This window comes from Streptomyces sp. NPDC046727 (assembly GCF_040645635.1).
Classification (GTDB): Bacteria; Actinomycetota; Actinomycetes; order Streptomycetales; family Streptomycetaceae; genus Streptomyces.
In genome coordinates this window covers 1-19,042 of sequence record NZ_JBEYYR010000002.1, presented here as the reverse complement: position 1 = coordinate 19,042, position 19,042 = coordinate 1, and the positions used below count along the sequence as shown (strand labels likewise).

Here is a 19,042-nt window from a genome sequence, read left to right as displayed (position 1 = left end):
AATGGGGACCGTGACCGCTGGGACGCCGTACCGCACCGCCGCCCACACCGTCCGGGGCGCGGGCGAACCCGTCCTGCTGATCACGGGGAGCGGTGGGCGAGCCCGGTCCTGGGACGCCCACCAGGTGCCGGCTCTGGTCCGGGCCGGCTACCGGACGGTGACCTTCGACAACCGGGGCAGCGCACCGGGGCCGATCGAGCCGTTCGGCCTGGACGACCTGGTCGAGGACGCCGCCCACCTCATCGAGGCCCTCGGTCTGGCGCCCTGCCGGGTGGTGGGCGTGTCCCTGGGCGCCATCGTCGCGCAGGAACTCGCCCTGCGCCGTCCCGGTCTGCTGCGCCAGGCGGTCTTCATGGCCACCCGCGGACGCACCGACGCCATGCGCCGGGCCGTGGTGACGGCCGAGATCGAGCAGAGCCGCGGCGGGCCCACCGTCTCACCGGCCCATCACGGAGTACTGCGGGCGATGCAGAACCTGTCCCAGTCCACCCTCAGGGACGACTCCAGGGCTCAGGACTGGATGGCCCTCATGGAGGGACCGGTCGACGCGAGCGAGGGCTACCGGTACCAGCTGCGGAGCACGCTCATCCCGGACCGGCTGGAGGACTACGCGGGCATCCGGGTGCCCTGCGCGGTGATCGCCTTCGGCGACGACCTCGTCACTCCGCCCCACCTGGGCCGGGAGGTGGCCGACGCCGTCGACGGCTGCCGCTACATCGAGATTCCGCGGTGCGGGCACTACGGGCACCTGGAGGACCCGAGGTCGGTGAACGACGCCCTGACCTCGTTCTTCGTCAACGGGTGACGGGAGAGTCCGCCCTGTCGTGTCCGGGGAGAGCCGCGTTCCACAGGCCCGCGTAGTACCCGCCCCGGGCGAGGAGCTGCTCGTGGCTGCCGTCCTCCACGACGGTGCCGCCGTCCATCACGATGATGCGGTCCGCGCGTGCGGCCGTGGTCAGACGGTGCGCGACGAGCAGTGAGGTACGGCCGGCGGTCAGCCGGGCGACGGCGCCGGACACGGCCGCCTCGGTCGCCGGATCGAGCGCGGAGGTGGCCTCGTCGAGGAGGAGGACGTCCGGGTCGACGAGCCGGGCGCGGGCGAGGGCGACGAGCTGACGCTGCCCGGCCGACAGGTTCCGGCCGCCCTCGCCGACCGGGTGCCGGTAGCCGCCGGGGAGCCGGGACAGCAGGTCGTGGGCGCCGACCGCGCGGGCCGCGGCCGTCACCTCGGCTTCCGTCGCGGCGGGGCGGCCGTAGGCGATGGCGTCGTGCACCGTGCCGCCCGAGAGGTGGGTTTCCTGGGGGACGATGCCGAGCCGGCGCCGGTAGTCCCCGAGTTCCAGGGTGCGCAGGTCGAGCCCGTCGACCTGTACGGCACCTGATGTCACGTCGTAGAACCGCCCGACCAGTTTGACGAGCGTGGACTTGCCCGCGCCGGTCTTGCCGACCAGCGCGACCGTCTGTCCGGCCGGGATGCTCAGCCGTACGGCGTGCACCGCGTCCCGGGTGGTGCCCGGGTAGCGGTAGCGGACGTCCACGAGATCGATGGCGCCGGCCACCTTCCGCACCGGACGGGGGGCTGCGGCTCTCGGGGTGCCGCTCGGGGTGCGGAAGAGGTCCAGGATCCGGCGGAGTCCGACGGACGCCTGCTGATATCCGTCGAAGACCTGCGAGAGCTGGAGCACCGAGGCGAAGAGGACGTCGACGTAGAGCAGGAACACCACGAGCAGCCCGATGGTCACGGCGCCGGAGCGGACCCGGTCCGCCCCGAAGGCCAGCACGCATCCGGCGCTCACCCCGGGCAGCAGCTCCACGAGCCCGAAGTAGCCGGCGGCGTAGCGCTGGGCGTGCAGCCGGGCGGTGCGGTAGGCGGCGCTCCTGCGGGCGAACCGGTCAGCGACGCGGTCCGTCTGCCGGAACGCCTGGACGATGCGCAGACCGGCGACGTGCTCCTGCAGTTCGGCGTTGAGGGTGCCGGAGCTGTCGCGGGCGGCGTCGTACGCCTTGGCGGCCGTCAGCCGGAACAGGACCGTGGCCGCGGCCAGGACGGGCAGCGCCGCGCACACCACCAGGCCCAGCCGCCAGTCCAGGACGAGCAGCACGGTGAGGACGGTGACGGTGGAGACGAAGCTGACGACCGCGGTGGCGAAACCGGTCTGGCTGAACCCGGCGACCGCGTCCACGTCGGCGGTCAGCCTGGTCATGATGCGGCCCGACAGCTCCCGCTCGTAGTAGGACAGGTCGAGGCGCTGGAGGTGGGCGAAGCCACGCATCCGCAGCAGGTAGCGGATCCGCTCGCCGAGCACGCCGTTCGTCCGGATCTGGGCGAGGCTGACCGCCCAGCCCGCCAGGACGACGGCGACGGCGGCGAGCGACGTGCCGAGCAGCACGGGTGACGCGGCCCGCTGGATGCCGTCGTCGATGCCGGTGCGGATGAGCAGCGGCACGAAGACGCTGCCCAGCGCGTCGAGGAGGACCAGCAGCGCCCCCAGGACGAGGGCGGTGCGGAAGGGGCGCAGCAGGCGGCGCAGGCCGTAGCCGGGCTCCGCGTCCTGGGCCGGCGCGGTGGCGGCCGGGACCAGGTCGGCGAGTTCCCCGGGGGCGGCGGCGGTCGCCGGCGGCGGGGGCGCGTCCCGGTACTCCGGTTGCCCGGCCGCTGCCGCGCCGTCCTCGCCGCCCGGAGCCGGATCCGGTTCGGGTTCCGGCTCCGGGCCGGCCAGCAGGGCCTGGTACGCCGGGCAGCGGGCGACGAGTTCGTCGTGGGTGCCGCTGTCGACGACCCGGCCGCCGTCCAGGAAGGCGATCCGGTCGGCGAGTTGGAGGGTGCTCCGGCGGCGGGCGATGAGCAGGGTGGCCCGGCCGGTCATGACCTGCCGGAGCGTGGCGTGGATCTCTCGCTCGGTGCGGGGGTCGACGGCCGAGGTGGCGTCGTCCAGCAGCAGGACACGCGGGTCGGTGAGCAGCGCGCGGGCCAGGGCGATGCGCTGCCGCTGCCCGCCGGAGAGGGTGAAGCCCCGCTCGCCGACCCGGGTGTCGTAACCGTCGGGCAGTTCGCGGATGAACCCGTCGGCTCCGGCCGCCGTGGCCGCCGCGGTCACGTCCGGCCCGGTGGCGTCCGGGCGGCCGTAGGCGATGTTGTCGCGTACGGTGCCGGTGAAGAGGAAGCTGTGCTCCGGTACCAGGCCGATCGCGGAGCGCAGCGAGTCGGCGGTCAGGTCCCGGACATCGTGGCCGCCCACGCGCACGGCGCCGCCCCACACGTCGTAGAACCGCGGGAGCAACTGCGCCAGGGTCGACTTGCCGGAGCCGGGCGCGCCCACGAGCGCGAGCGTCTCTCCGGGCCGCACCGTGAGCGAGACCCCGGCGAGGGTCGCGGGCGCGTCGCCCTCCGTGCCGTAGCCGAACGTCACGTCGTCCAGCTCGACATCGACCGGTCCGGGCGGCAGGTGCGCCGCGCCGGGCCGGTCCGTCACCAGCGGCTCGGTGTCGATCATCTCGAAGACCCGCACGACGCTGGCCCGCGCCTGGTGCACACCGGTGACGACCGAGGCCAGACCGCGCAGCGGGGACACGATCTGCGAGACGTACGTGGAGAACGCCACGAACGTGCCGAGGGAGATGGAGCCCCGCGAGGCCAGCCAGCCGCCGGTGGCGAGGATGCCCACCTGGCCGAGGAGCGGCAGCGCCTGCAGGGTCGAGCTGTACAGGGAGTTGAGGCGGACGACCCGCCGGCGCGCCGTGAACAGGTCGTTGGCGGCGGCGCCCAGGCCCCGCAGCTCCCGTTCCTCCTGGGCGAATCCCTTCACCACGCGGACCCCCGCGACCGCGCCGTCGACGACGGAGGCGACGGCGGCCTCCCGCTGCCGCGCCTGAAGGGTGGCGGGGTACAGGCGCCTGCTGCTGTGCCAGGCGGTCAGCAGCAGCGGGGGCAGCACGAGCAGCATCACCAGGGTGAGCAGCGGCGAGAGGGCCACCATGACCGCGAGGGACAGCACCAGCAGCAGGACGCTGGCGAGGACGTTGGGCAGCAGCGCGAGCAGGCCCTGTGCCATGGACAGGTCGTAGATCGAGCGGCTGACCACCTGCCCGGTCGGCAGGGCGTCCTGGCCCGCCCCGTCGAGCCGGGACAGCGCGGTGAACGTGCGCATCCGCAGATCGTGCTGGACGTCGCAGGACAGGCGCGCGGCGAGGCAGCGCTGCGCTGCCCCGGCGCCGAAGCGGACGAGTCCGGCGCCGGCGAGCGCCAGCAGGCAGGGCAGCAGCGGCAGTTCGCCGGCGACGATGACCCGGTCCACGACGGCCCGGGAGATCAGCGGCACCGCGGCCGAGGCCGTGATGGCCGCCACGGCGGCCACCAGGAGGAGCGCCATGGTGCGCGGGTAGTCACGGCAGCAGCTCAGGAGGCGCCGCATCGGCGAGCCGGACGGGCCGGGCTCGCCGGTGCGGCGCGGGCCGCGCCGCCTGACGGGAGACGTCACCGGCCGCCCCCGTTCCCGGCGAGCTTCGCGGCGACCGCCTCGGAGATCTCCTTGAGGGGAGCCCCGGTGGTCATGTCGCTGTGGGCGCAGTCGACGGGGTGGTCGGTGATGTCTCCCTCGACATAGGAGGCCCACAGGGTGTGGGCGCCCTGCCGGTCCGGCCGGCCGGCGGTGGCGGTGAAGAACTCCACGTCACCGCGGAACACCCCGGGACGGTGACCGGCGGAGATCCGCACGCCGTTGGCGCAGACGGCGACGACCCGGGCGAGCGTCTTCTCGTCGAGCCCGGTGAGGGCTCCGCCCTGGTGCCGCAGCAGTTCCGCCGCCTTGACGAGCGGAGGGACGGCCGCGTCGCGCAGGTCGTCGTGGATGCCCATGTCGCGCAGCAGTCCCTCCAGGATGTCCACCTCATCCGGCACGTCGGGCTCGTCCCCTTCCGTGCCGCTCGGCGGGTAGCCGTCCAGGAGCGCCAGGAACGCGACCGTCTCGCCCTGCTCCTGGAGCGCGGTGGCGACGGCGTGCGCGGCGACCGCTCCGAACGACCAGCCGAGAAGGTGGTACGGGCCGGTCGGCTGGACCGCGCGGATCCGGGCCGCGTAGTCGGCGGCCATCTCCTGCAGGGTGGCGGGCAGCGCCCGTTCCTCGGCGATGCCGCGCGCCTGCAGTCCGTACACCGGCTGGTCGGGGTGGAGGTGCTGCAGCATGCCGACGTAGGCCCAGCTCAGGCCGCTGGCGGGGTGGACGCAGAAGAGCGGGGGCCGGTCGCCGTCCGGGCGCAGCGGCATGAGCGGGGCCAGGCCGTCGCCCGGGTCGTCGCCGTCGAACCGCTGGAGCAGGCGGGCCACGGTGGGTGCCTCGAACAGCGCCCGCAGGGAGACCCGTACACCGAAGACCGTCTTGATCCTGCTGATCAGGCGCGTCGCGAGCAGGGAGTGGCCGCCGAGAGCGAAGAAGCTGTCGTCGATGCCGACCCCGGTGACGCCGAGCACTTCCGCGAACAGGCCGCACAGGGCCTCCTCCTGCGGGTTGCGCGGCGCGCGCCCGGCGCCGCGGGCGGTGGCGTCGGGCCGGGGCAGGGCCCGCCGGTCGAGCTTGCCGTTCGGGGTGAGCGGGAAGGTCTCCAGGGCCACGAAGGCGGTGGGCACCATGAAGTCGGGCAGCAGCTCCGCGAGGCGGCCCCGCAGTTCGTCGGCGTCGAGCGGCGTGCCGTCGGCGGGCAGCACATAGGCGACGAGCCGCTGGTCGCCGGGCCGGTCCTCGCGGAGCACGACGGCGGCCTGGGAGATCTGCCACTGCGCCATCAAGGCCGCCTCGATCTCGCCCAGTTCGACGCGGAAGCCACGCAGCTTGACCTGCTCGTCGGCCCGGCCCAGGAACTCCAGCTCGCCGCCGCGGCGCCGCCGCATGAGGTCACCGGTGCGGTACATGCGCGCGCCGGGAGGCCCGTAGGGGTCCGCTACGAAACGGTCGGCGGTCAGGCCCGCGCGGCCCGCGTAGCCGCGGGCCAGCTGGCCGCCGGCGACGTACAGCTCGCCGGGAACACCCGCGGGCACGGGGCGCAGCCGGTCGTCGAGGACGTACGCGCGCACCCCGGGCACGGGACGGCCGACGGGCAGATACGCGTCGGTGCCGGTGCGGTCGTGCCGGGCCTCGTGGTGGGTGACCTGGACGGTGGACTCGGTGGGCCCGTACAGGTTGACGCACGGCACGCCCCAGGTGTCCTGGGCGAGTTCGGCCAGGGCGGCGGGCAGGGGTTCACCGCCCACGAACAGCCGTCGCAGGGACGCGTCCGTGGTGCCGGCGGCCACGGCGGCCGTGCACAGCTCGGACAGCAGTGACGGCACGACCTGGGCGACGGTGACACCGTGCCCGGTGAGCTGGTCGGCCAGCTGGTGCGGGTCGGCGGCGACGTCGGCGCTCACCAGGTGCACTGCGGCGCCGGTGAGCAGGGGCAGCCAGATCTCCCAGACGGAGGCGTCGAAGCTGAACGAGGTACGGGCGAGCACCTTGTCCGTGGCGTCCAGGGGGTAGGCCCGGGCCATCCAGCGAAGGTGGCCGGTGACCGCCTCGTGGGGAACGACGACGCCCTTCGGCCGGCCGGTGGAGCCCGAGGTGTAGATCAGGTACGCGGGGTGGCCGGGCAGGAGCGGCCGGTTCCGCGCCGTGTCCGGCACGTCCGCGCCGGACTCCCGGGCGACGGCCTCCGCGATCTCCTCCAGCACGAGGACCGTGCCCCGCGTCATGGAGCTTTGCTGTGCCGCGCTGGTGAGCACCACGGCGGGCCGGGCGTCCCCGAGCATGTGGGCGATCCGCTCCGCCGGGTACCGCGGGTCCACCGGCACGTAGGCGGCGCCGGTCTTCAGGACCGCCAGCATCGCCACCACCGCGTCCGCGGAGCGCGGCAGTGCCAGGGCCACCGTGGTCTCGGGCCCCGCGCCGTGTCCGATCAGATGCCGGGCGAGGCGGTTGGCCCGCGCGTTCAGCTCCGCGTAGGTGAGTTCCGCCGCCTCGAAGACGACGGCCGTCGCCTCCGGGACGCGCGCCGCCCGCTCCTCGAAGAGGTCCGGCAGCGTCCGGGTGTCGACGTCGGCGGCCGGGCGCCGCGGGCCGCCGACCAGTTCCTCGCGCTCGTCCGCGGACAGGATCTCCAGGGCGGCGACGGGCCGGTCGGCGTCGGTCACGGCGGCGGCGAGCAGCCGCCCGAACCGTGCCGAGATCTGTTCGACCGTCGCCCGGTCGAACAGGTCGACCGCGAACTCGAAGGTTCCGGCGAGCCCTGTGGGGGTGCCGTCGGGGCCGCATGTCTCGCGGACGCTCAGGGACAGGTCGAACTTCGCTGTGGTGGCGGGTGTCGCTTCCGCCGTGACCGCCAGGCCGTCGAGCCGTACCTGGGCCTGTTCCGTGTTCTGGAAGGTCAGCATGACCTGGAACAGCGGGTGCCGGGACAGGGAGCGGGCCGGGTTGAGGACCTCGACGAGGTGCTCGAACGGCACGTCCTGGTGCGCGTAGGCGGCCAGGTCCGCTTCCCTGACGCGTTCCACCAGTTCCCGGAAGGTCGGGTCCCCGGACAGGTCGGTGCGCAGCACCAGCGTGTTCACGAAGAACCCGACCAGGTCGTCCAGTGCCTCGTCGGTGCGGCCCGCCACCGGCGAACCGATCGGGATGTCCGTCCCCGCGCCCAGCCGGGACAGCAGCGCCGCGAACGCCGCCTGCACCACCATGAACATGCTCGCGCCCGACTCCCGGGCCAGTTCCGCCAGACCCGCGTGGGTGTCCGCGTCGAGCGTGAAGGTCACGTGGTCGCCCCGGTACGACGCCGTCGCGGGGCGGGCCCGGTCGACGGGCAGCTCCAGCTGTTCGGGCAGGTCGGCGAGGTGGTCCTTCCAGTACGCGACCTGCCGGCCGAGCAGGCTGTCCGGGTCGGACTCGTCGCCCAGCAGCTCCCGCTGCCACAGCGCGTAGTCCGCGTACTGCACCGGCAGCGGCTCCCACGCGGGGGCGCGCCCGTCGGTGCGGGCCTCGTACGCGGTGGCCACGTCCCGCGCCAACGGCGCCATCGACCAGCCGTCACCCGCGATGTGGTGGAGCACCACCACCAGGACGTGTGAGGTGCCGTCCACCGCGAACAGGCAGGCCCGCAGCGGCGGTTCGGACGCCAGGTCGAAGCCGCGCCCCGTCTCGTCGGCCAGGGCCTGGGGCAGCTCCGCCCCGGTCAGCGGCACGGCGAGGAGGGTCGGGCAGGCGTCGTCCACGTCCAGGACGTGCTGGAACGGCGTGCCGTCGACGCCTTCGGGGAACACGGTGCGCAGCGACTCGTGCCGGGCGACCACGTCGCGGATCGCCGCGCGCAGCGCCGCCTGGTCCACGGCTCCGGTGATGCGCAGCGCGATGGGCAGGTTGTACGCCGAGGCCGTGCCGCCCGCGAAGCGGTTGAGGAACCACAGGCGGCGCTGGGCGAAGGACAGCGGCACCTCGGCGGGGCGGTCGACCGGGACCAGCGCCGCACGCGCGGCTCCGGCGTCCGCGATCCGCTCGGCGAGCTGGGCCACCGTCGGCCCCTCGAACAGGATGCGCAGGGGCAGCTCCACGCCGAGCAGTGCGCGCAGCCGGCTGATCACCCGGGTGGCGAGCAGGGAGTGCCCGCCGAGGTCGAAGAAGCTGTCGTCGACACCGACCCGCTCCACCCCCAGCACCTCGGCGAAGACCGCGCACAGGACTTCTTCCCGGCCGCCCCGCGGGCCGCGCCCCGAGGAGGTGTACTCCGGTGCGGGCAGGGCGCGCCGGTCCAGTTTGCGGTTCGCGGTCAGGGGCAGCTCCGTCAGGGTGACGATCGCGGCCGGGACCATGAACCCGGGCAGCCGGCCGCTCAGATGGCGGCGCAGCTCGCCGTCGTCGAGCGCTGCCGCCGTCCGCGGTACGACGTAGGCGACGAGGCGCTTGTCCCCGGGCCGGTCCTCGCGCGCGATCACCGCCACCTGCGCAACCTGCGGATGCCCGGCGATCACCGCCTCGATCTCGCCCGGCTCGACCCGGAAGCCGCGGATCTTCACCTGGAAGTCCGCCCGGCCCAGGAACTCCAGCGTTCCGTCGGCACGCCAGCGCGCCAGGTCGCCCGTGCGGTACATCCGCTCCCCGGGCTGCCGGGCGAACGGGTCGGCGACGAACCGCTCGCCCGTCAGGCCCGGCCGGTTGAGGTACCCGCGGGCCACCTGCGCGCCCGCCAGATACAGCTCTCCGGCCACACCCACCGGCACCGGACGCAGCCGGTCGTCGAGCACGTACACCCGGCTGTTGACCACGGGCCGGCCGATGGACGGCGTCACCGGCCACGCGTGTGCGTCACCCTCCAGCGTCAGCGCCGTGACGCCGTGCGTCTCGGTCGGACCGTAGTGGTTGTGGAGCCGGCGCCCCGGCACCCGGACGAAGAAGTCACGTACGCCGTCGCGTACCGTCAGCGTCTCACCGCCCTGCGCCACGTCCCGCAGCTCCGGGAGCGGCAGGCCGAGTTCGGTGGCCGCGTCGGCGACCGCCTCGATGACGAGGTTGGGTGCGTACAGCTGGGTCACGCCGTGCCGGTCGAGCCAGCGGACCAGTTCCGCGGGGCTTCTGCGAACGTCGTCGCGGGGTACCGCGAGGGTTCCGCCGGACCACAGGGTGGAGAACATCTCCTGGGCGGCGACGTCGAAGCTGATGGAGGTGAAGTGGGCGGTCACACCGCCCGCGCGGTCGCCCGTGTGCCAGGCGAGCAGGTTGGCCATCGCTCCGGCCCGGAACACCACCGCCTTCGGACGCCCCGTCGACCCGGACGTGTAGATCACATACACGGGATGCTCGGGGAGTAGCACTCCACCGCGTTCCCCGGCCGACAGGTCCCCGGCCGGACAGTCGTCGAGTGTCAGCGTGGCGAGGTCGACACCGTGCTCCGCCCACTGCGCCGGCAACCGCTCCAGCGTCTCGGCCGAGCCCAGCACACACACCGGCCGCGCGTCATCGAGCATGTAGGCGATCCGCTCCGCCGGATACTCCGGATCCACCGGCAGATACGCCGCACCCGACTTCACCACCGCCAACAACGCCACCGGCAACCACTCCGAACGCGGCAGCATCAACGCCACCACCCGCTCAGGCCCCGCCCCGCGCTTCACCAACAACCGCGCCAACCGGTTCGCCCGAGCATTCACCTCCCCGTACGACAGCTCCACACCCTCGAACACCACCGCACACGCCCGAGGATCGACCGCCACCCGCGCCTCGAACGACTCCGGCAACGACACCCACGGCACCACCACACCCGTGTCGTTCCGCCGCACGACCAGCTCATGACGCTCGCCCTCGGACAGCACCGCCACGGCACCCACCCGCACATCCGGGTCGGCCACCACCGCCGACAGCACCCGCGCGAACCGCTCCACCAGACCCTCGACCGTCCCCCGGTCGAAGAGATCCACGGCGTACTCCAGGACGCCGGTGAGGCCGTGGGCGGGCTCGTCGCCGGAGGTCGTCCGCTCGGCGAGGCTGAGGAAGAGGTCGAACTTGGCGGAGCCCGGCGTGTCCAGCGCCGCCGCGTCCAGTCCGGGCATGTGCAGCCGGGCCTCCGCGGTGTTCTGGAAGGCGACCATCACCTGGAACAGCGGGTGCGCGGCCATGGAGCGGGCCGGGTTGAGGACCTCCACCAGGTGCTCGAACGGCACGTCCTGGTGCGCGTAGGCGGCCAGGTCCGTCTCCCGGACCCGCTCCACCAGCTCCCGGAACGTCGGGTCACCCGACACATCCGTCCGCAGCACCAGCGTGTTCACGAAGAACCCGACCAGCTCGTCCAGCGCCTCGTCAGTACGGCCCGCCACCGGCGAACCGATCGGAATGTCCGTACCCGCGCCCATGCGGGACAGCAACGCCGCGAACGCCGCCTGCACCACCATGAAGAGGCTGGCACCGGACTCGCGGGCCAGTGCGGTGAGGCCCGCGTGCACCGCCGGGTCCACCTCGAACGTCACCCGGTCACCCCGGAACGAGGCCACCGCCGGACGCGGCCGGTCCACGGGCAGCTCCAGCTGCTGCGGCAGATCGGCGAGCTGTGCCGTCCAGTAGGCGACCTGCCGGGCGATGACGCTGCCCGGGTCCGACTCGTCGCCGAGCAGCTCCCGCTGCCACAGCGCGTAGTCCGCGTACTGCACCGGCAGCGGCTCCCACACGGGAGCGTGCCCCTCGGTGCGGGCCGCGTACGCCGTGGCCGCGTCCCGGGCCAGCGGGGCCATCGACCAGCCGTCGCCCGCGATGTGGTGCACGATCACGACCAGCACATGGGCCCCGTCCGGCAGCGCGAACAGGGCGGCGCGCAGCGGCGCCTCGGTCCGCAGGTCGAACCCGCGGCCGGTCACCTCGGCCACCGCGGCCGGCAGCTCGTCCTGCCGGAGTTCGCGGACCGGGAGGCCGACGTCGGCCGTGGGCAGCAGCAGCTGGTGGGGAACGCCGTCGTCGCCTTCGGGGAAGACGGTCCGCAGCGACTCGTGCCTCTCGGCCACGTCCCGCAGGGCGGCGGCCAGCGCCTCGCGGTCGAGCCGGCCCGTCAGACGGAAGACGAGAGGCACGTTGTAGGTGGCGGACTCCGGCCCTTCGAGACGGTTGAGGAACCACAGCCTGCGCTGGGCGAACGACAGCGGGACCGAGTCGGGGCGAGGCATCGGCGTCAGCGCCCGGCGCGCGACGCCGGCAGCGGCGACGCGCTCCGCCAGCCGCGCCACGGACGGTGCCTCGAACAGGTCCCGCAGCGGCACCTCCACACCGAGCACGGTGCGGATCCGGCTGGTCACGCGCGTGGCGAGCAGGGAGTGACCGCCGAGGTCGAAGAAGCTGTCGTCGACGCCGACCCGCTCCAGCCCGAGCACCTCGGCGAAGACGGCGCAGAGGGCTTCCTCGCGGGCGTCGCGTGGACCACGCCCGGAAGCGGTGTACGCCGGAGCTGGCAGCGCACGCCGGTCCAGCTTGCCGTTGGGGGTGAGCGGGAGGGCGTCGAGCGGCAGCACCGCGCTGGGGACCATGTAGTCGGGCAGCAGGCCGGAGACGAAGCTCCGCAGCTCGGCCGGGTCCACCGGGCCGTCGCCGTCGGTGGGCACGACGTATCCGACGAGGCGCTGGTCGCCGGGCCGGTCCTCGCGGACCACGACGGCCGCCTGGGCGGTCCGCGGGTGACGGACGAGGGCGGCCTCGATCTCCCCCGGTTCGATACGGAAACCGCGCAGCTTGACCTGGCTGTCGGCGCGGCCCCCGTATTCCAGCCCGCCGGTGGTGGTCCACCGTGCGAGGTCACCGGTGCGGTACAGGCGGGCCCCGGCGGGCCCATAGGGGTGGGCGACGAACCGCTCGGCGGTGAGGGCGGGACGGGCGAGGTAGCCGCGCGCCAGGCCGTGCCCGGCGATGTACAGCTCGCCGAGGACTCCCGGCGGGACCGGGCGCAGCCGCTCGTCCAGGACGTACACCTGGGCGTTGGCGATCGGATGCCCGATGGGCGGGATGTCCGTGCCGGGGACGATGTCGGCGAGTGTGGTCGTGACCGTCGCCTCGGTCGGCCCGTACTGGTTGACGACCTCGTCGGCGTGCGCGCACAGCGTCTCGGCGAGCTGCGCGGACAGCGCTTCACCGCCCGTGCCGACCCGCAGTCCCCGCAGCATGCCCGGGTCGTACGTGACGAGTGTCTGCCAGAACGACGGCGTGCCCTGCATGAAGGTGACCCCGGCGCCACGGATGAGCTCCCGCAGCGCCTCGGGCCGGGTCAGGGTCGCCTTGTCGGTCAGGACCAGGCCGGCGCCCGCGACCAGCGGCAGGAGGATCTCCACGGTCGCGGGGTCGAACGCGACCGACGCCACCGCGAGGAGCCGGTCACCGGCCCGCAGCGCGAACCTGTCCCGCAGCGAGGCCAGCAGGTTGACGAGCGCACCGTGCGGGACGACGACACCCTTCGGCCTGCCGGTCGATCCGGACGTGTAGATGACGTACGCGGCGTCCCCGAGTGCGGAACCCACCGGGGCGGGCTCGGTGTCCGGGTACTTTGCGAAGCCGCCCGCCATGTCGTCCGGGCCGAGCACGAGCAGCGGTGCGGAGTCCTCCAGCATGAACGCGACGCGTGCCGCCGGATGGCCGGTGTCGACGGGCACATACGCACCGCCGGCCTTCAGGACGCCGAGCAGCGCCACGACCAGGTCCACGGACCGGGGCAACGTGAGTGCGACCCGCTGCTCAGGGCCGACGCCCTGCTCGATGAGCCAGTGCGCGAGCCTGTTCGCTCGGGCGTTCAGCTCCGCGTACGTCACCGTCACATCGCCGCAGATCACGGCGGTGGCGTCCGGCGTCGCGGCGGCTTGCCGAGCGAACCGTGCGGGCACGGTCAGGTCCGGCACGGGCACCGCCGTGTCGTTCCGCCCGCGCAGCAGCAGCTCCCGCTCACCGGGGGCGAGCACCTCCACCGCGCCGACCCTGCGGCCGGGATCGTCGCCCACCTGGCGCAGCAGGCTGACGAACCGGCTGGTCAGCGCCTCGGCCGTGGACCGGTCGAACAGGTCGGTGGCGTACTCGAAGACGCCTGCCAGGCCGTCGACCCGGCCGTCCGGGTCGCGCCGCTCGGCGATCGAGACGGACAGGTCGAACCGGGCCACGTTCGTCGGCGCCGCCGCGGCGGACACGGTGAGCCCCGGCAGGCGCAGCTCGGCCTCCTCCGTGTTCTGCATCACGAGCATCACCTGGATCAGGGGATGCCGGGACATGGACCGGACCGGGTTCAGCACCTCCACCAGGTGCTCGAACGGCACGTCCTGGTGCCCGTACGCGGCCAGATCCACTTCCCTGACGCGTTCCACCAGTTCCCGGAACGTCGGGTCACCGGACAGGTCGGTGCGCAGCACCAGCGTGTTCACGAAGAACCCGACCAGCTCGTCCAGCGCCTCGTCGGTACGGCCCGCCACCGCCGTACCGATCGGGATGTCCGTCCCCGCACCCAGCCGGGACAACAGCGCCGCGAACCCCGCCTGAAGGACCATGAAGAGGCTGGCCCCGGACTCCTGGGCGAGCCGGGAGAGCCGGTGGTGCTGCTCCGCGTCCAGAGTGAAGGTCACCCGCCCGCCCCGGTGGCCGGCGACGGCGGGCCGGGGCCGGTCGGTGGGCAGCTGCAACTGATCCGGCAGATCGGCGAGTCGACCGGTCCAGTACGCCAGCTGTCGGCTGATCAGACTGTCCGGGTCGGAGTCGTCACCGAGGACCGCGCGCTGCCACAGCGCATAGTCCGCGTACTGCACCGGCAGCGGCTCCCATGCCGGCGCCTGCCCCGCGGCCCGCGCCTCGTACGCTGTCGCGAGGTCGCGTGCCAACGGTGCCATCGACCAGCCGTCACCCGTGATGTGGTGGAGGACGACGACCAGGACGTGGGTGGTGTCGTCCAGCACGAGCAGCCTCGCCCTCAACGGCGCCTCGACCGTCAGGTCGAATCCATGTGCCGCGAGTTCACCGAGACGCGCCGGCAAGCCATCGGGCGTGACCGTCTCGACGGGCAGGTCGACCCCGCCACACCCATCGATGTCCAGCACCTGCTGGTGGGGGGTGCCGTCGGGACCCTCGGGGAACACCGTGCGCAGGGACTCGTGACGCATGACGACATCGCGCAGGGCCGCACGCAGGGCCTCGCGATCCAGCAGGCCGCTGAGCCGCAGGGCGACGGGCATGTTGTACGTGGCGGCCGTCGCACCCTCGAAGCGGTTCAGGAACCACATCCTGCGCTGCGCGTACGACAACGGCACATGGACGGGTCGCACAGCCGGGACCAGCGCGGCCCGCGCGGCACCGGCCAGCTCGACGCTACGGCCCAGCTGCTCGACCGTGGGTCCCTCGAACAGGGCACGGAGGGGGAGTTCGATGTTGAGTACGGTGCGGATGCGGCTGATGACGCGGGTGGCGAGGAGCGAGTGTCCACCGAGGTCGAAGAAGCTGTCGTCGATGCCGACCCGTTCCACGCCCAGCACCTCGGCGAAGATCCCGGCGAGGACCTGCTCACGCTCGGTGCGCGGGGCACGCGAGGACACGGCCGCGGTGAAGTCCGGGGCGGGCAGGGCCCGGCGGTCGATCTTGCGGTGCGCGGTCAGCGGGAGTTCGGGGAGGGTCACGACGGCGGCCGGGACCATGAACTCAGGCAATACGGAGGCCACGTAGCGTCGAATGTCCGCACCCTCAAGCCCGTCCTGTCCAGCCGCCGGTACGACGTAGGCGACCAGCCTCTTGTCACCGGGCTGGTCCTCGCGTGCGATCACCGTGGCCTGGGCGATCTGCGGATGCCCGGCGATCACTGTCTCGATCTCGCCCAGCTCGATCCGAAAGCCGCGGATCTTGACCTGCTCGTCGGCACGAGCGACGTACTCCAGCTGACCGTCCCGGCGACGACGCACGACATCGCCAGTGCGATACATGCGCGCACCTGGTTCTGCGAACGGGTCGGCGATGAAGCGGTCAGCCGTCATACCGGGCCGGTTCAGATACCCCCGGGCCAGCTGCGCGCCCGCCAGGTACAGCTCTCCGGCCACACCGGCCGGCACCGGACGCAGCCGGTCGTCCAGCACATAGGCGCGGGTGTTCCACACCGGACGACCGATCGGCGGCACGCCCTCACCCGACAACGGCGCACTCGCCGTGGAGGCCACCGTCGCCTCGGTCGGGCCGTAGATGTTGACCATCAGACGGCCGCGCGACCATTCCCGGGCCACCTCCGGCGAACACGCCTCACCCGCCACCACCAGGGTCAGCCCCTCGGGCAGGCCCCCGGCCTCCCCGAGGACCGGCAGCGTGGCCGGCGGCAGCGTCGCGTGCGTCACCCCGTACTCGCGCACCAGGCGCACCAGCTCAGGTCCGGGGACCAGGCGCTCGGCCGTGCCGAGAACCAAGGTCGCCCCGGCCAGCCACGCCGGCCACATGTCCGCCACCGCCGCATCAAAACTCGGCGAAGCGAACTGCAGCAGACGGCTCTCCTCACCGATGCCCAGCCGTGCCACGTGGTCCAGGGCCAGGTTCACCACGCCCGCATGCCCGACGACCACACCCTTGGGGCGTCCCGTCGAACCCGACGTATAGATCACGTAGGCAGGGTGGTTGGGCAGCAGAGGATTGCGGCGGTCGGTGTCCGACAGGTCCGCACCGGCCTCCGCCGACACGGTGTCCGCGATGTCCTCCAGTACAAGCACGTCGGTGTCTTCGGGTACCGCCGCTTGTACGGATGCGCTGGTGATCACGACGGCCGGCCGGGCGTCCTGGAGCATGTAGGCGATCCGCTCCGCCGGATACTGCGGGTCCACCGGCACATACGCCGCCCCCGCCTTCAACACCGCCAGCATCACCACAACCAGCTCCGGCGAACGCGGCAACACCAACGCCACCCGCTCCTCCGGACCCACACCGCAACCCACCAAGAACCGAGCCAACCGGTTCGCCCGCGCGTTCAACTCCGCATACGACAGCTCCACACCCTCAAAGCACACCGCCACCGCATCCGCACCACGCCTGACCTGCCGCTCGAACACGACGGGCAAAGAGGCCCATGGCACATCGACCCGCTCGCCCTGCCAACCCGACAGCAACTCCCCACGCTCACCCGACGACAACACCTCCAACCGGGCAACACGCACATCCGGATCCGCCACCACCGCCGACAGCAGCCCACCGAACCGCTCCACCAAACCCTCAACCGACACCCGGTCGAACAGATCCGTGGCGAACTCGAAAGCCCCAGCCAGGCCCGCCGGAGCGCCCTGGTCGTCGAAGCGCTCCGACAGTCCCAGGGAGAGGTCGAACTTCGCCGCGGCGCTGTCGTGCGGCTCGGCATGAACGTCGAGGTCGGGAAGCCGGAGATCGAGCCGGCTCTGGTTCTGGAAGGCCAGCGCCACCTGGAACAGCGGGTGCCGGGACAGGGACCGGACCGGGTTCAGCACCTCCACCAGGTGCTCGAACGGAACGTCCTGGTTCCCGAACGCCCCGAGATCCCTCTCCCGGACCCGGTCGACCAGTTCGCGGAACGTCGGGTCACCGGACAGGTCGGTGCGCAGCACCAGCGTGTTCACGAAGAACCCGACCATGTCCTCCAGCGCCTCGTCGGTGCGGCCGGCCACCGGCGAACCGATGGGGATGTCCGTGCCCGCACCCATACGGGACAGCAGCGAGGCCAGTGCCGCCTGCACCACCATGAACATGCTCGCGCCCGACTCCCGGGCCAGCTGTGCCAGGCCGGCGTGGACGTCGGCGCCCACCTCGAAGTGGACGCTGTCACCTCGATACGAGGCGACGGCGGGGCGGGGCCGATCGGCGGGCAGCTCCAACTGGGCGGGAATGTCAGCGAGTTGTTGCTTCCAGTAGGTGACCTGCTGACTTATCAGGCTGTCCGGGTCGGACTCGTCACCGAGCAGTTCACGCTGCCACAGCGCGTAGTCCGCGTACTGCACCGGCAGCGGCTCCCACGCGGGGGCACGCCCGTCGATCCGCGCTTCGTAAGCCCGCGCGACATCCCGGGCCAACGGCGCCATCGACCAACCATCACCCGCGATGTGATGCAACACCACCACCAGCACATGCACGTCCTCCGCCACCGCGAGCAGCCGCACCCGCAGGGGGACGCCAGACGTCAGGTCGAAGCCGCTCATCACCTCCGCGGCGATGGCGTTCCCCAGGTCGGTGTCCGACACCGTGGTGGCCGTCAGGGACGGGCATGCCTCCGCCGTGGTGACGATGTGCTGGTAGGGGGTGCCGTCGGGGCCTTCGGGGAAGACGGTACGCAGGCTCTCGTGCCGCCCCACGACGTCCCGCAGCGCGGCGGCCAGCGCGTCCCGGTCCAGTGGACCGGTCAGTCGTAGGACGACGGGCATGTTGTAGGTGGCGGCCGTCGTTCCCTCGAAGCGGTTGAGGAACCACAGGCGCCGCTGGGCGAAGGACAGCGGCACTTCGGCCGGCCGGTCCATCGGTGTCAGCGCGGTCCGGGCCTGCTCGGCATCCGCCGCCCACTGCGCGAGCTGGGCCACCGTGGGACGCTCGAACAGGACGCGCAGCGGCATCTCCGCTCCGAGGTCCGTACGTACGCGGCTGACCACGCGGGTGGCGAGCAGGGAGTGTCCGCCGAGGTCGAAGAAGCTGTCGTCGATGCCGACCCGTTCCGCGCCCAGCACTTCGGCGAAGATCTCGGCGAGGGCCTTCTCACGGGTGTCGCGCGGAGCGCGATGCGACTCTCCCTGGAACTCGGGTGCGGGCAGGGCGCGGTGGTCGAGTTTGCCGTGCCCGGTCAACGGGAGGTCGTCAAGGACCACGACCGCGGCCGGGACCATGTACTCCGGCAGACGACCACTCAGATAGCTGCGGAGAACCTCCCCGTCGAGCACCGCCCCACCCTCCGCCACCGCGTAGGCGACCAGGCGCTTGTCGCCGGGCTGGTCCTCGCGCAACACCACCACCGCAGCCGCAACACCCCCGTGCCCGGCCAGCACCGCCTCGACCTCACCCGGCTCGATCCGAAAACCACGCACCTGAACCTGCGCATCCACACGCCCGACGAACTCCAACTCCCCGTCAGCACGCCAGCGCACCACATCACCCGTGCGATACATCCGCTCACCCGCAGCAAACGGACACGCCACAAACCGCTGCCCCGTCAAACCAGCACGACCCGCATACCCCCGAGCCAGCTGCACCCCCGACACATACAACTCACCCGGCACACCCACCGGCACCGGACGCAACCACTCATCCAGCACAAACACCCGACTGCCGCCCCGCGGACGCCCGATCGGCACCGGACCCGACCCCAGCACCACACCCGGACCCACCCGGAACTCCGTCACATTCACCGTGGTCTCGGTCGGCCCATACGCGTTGAACACCACCGCCTGCGGATGCCGACGACGCCACACCGCCACATCCGCACCCACCAACGCCTCACCACCCAACACCAACTCGTGAGACGGCGACACCTGCACCGGCGACGCCACCAACAACGGCACATGACTCGGCGTCGCCTTCATGAACCCCGGCGCCTCACCCACCACCGACGACGA

3 protein-coding genes are annotated in these 19,042 nt (G+C 72.7%); 1 reads left to right on the top strand and 2 read right to left on the bottom strand.

Going from position 1 to position 19,042, the window contains the following annotated elements; genetic code table 11:
• The first annotated feature begins 10 nt into the window (after positions 1-10).
• Complete coding sequence (locus ABZ937_RS02265) at positions 11-805, top strand: alpha/beta hydrolase (protein WP_361684744.1); 795 nt, start codon at positions 11-13, stop codon at positions 803-805.
• Here the strand turns inward: ABZ937_RS02265 and ABZ937_RS02260 are convergent.
• On the bottom strand, positions 795-4,478 hold the full coding sequence (locus ABZ937_RS02260; RefSeq protein WP_361684742.1) for an ABC transporter ATP-binding protein: 3,684 nt from the start codon (positions 4,476-4,478) through the stop codon (positions 795-797). The two genes, ABZ937_RS02265 and ABZ937_RS02260, sit on opposite strands and share 11 nt — an antisense overlap.
• Positions 4,475-19,009: an amino acid adenylation domain-containing protein gene (locus ABZ937_RS02255; RefSeq protein ID WP_361684740.1), complete on the bottom strand. Its 14,535-nt coding sequence runs from the start codon at positions 19,007-19,009 to the stop codon at positions 4,475-4,477. The genes ABZ937_RS02260 and ABZ937_RS02255 overlap by 4 nt, the downstream gene beginning before the upstream one ends.
• Positions 19,010-19,042: the final 33 nt, after the last annotated feature.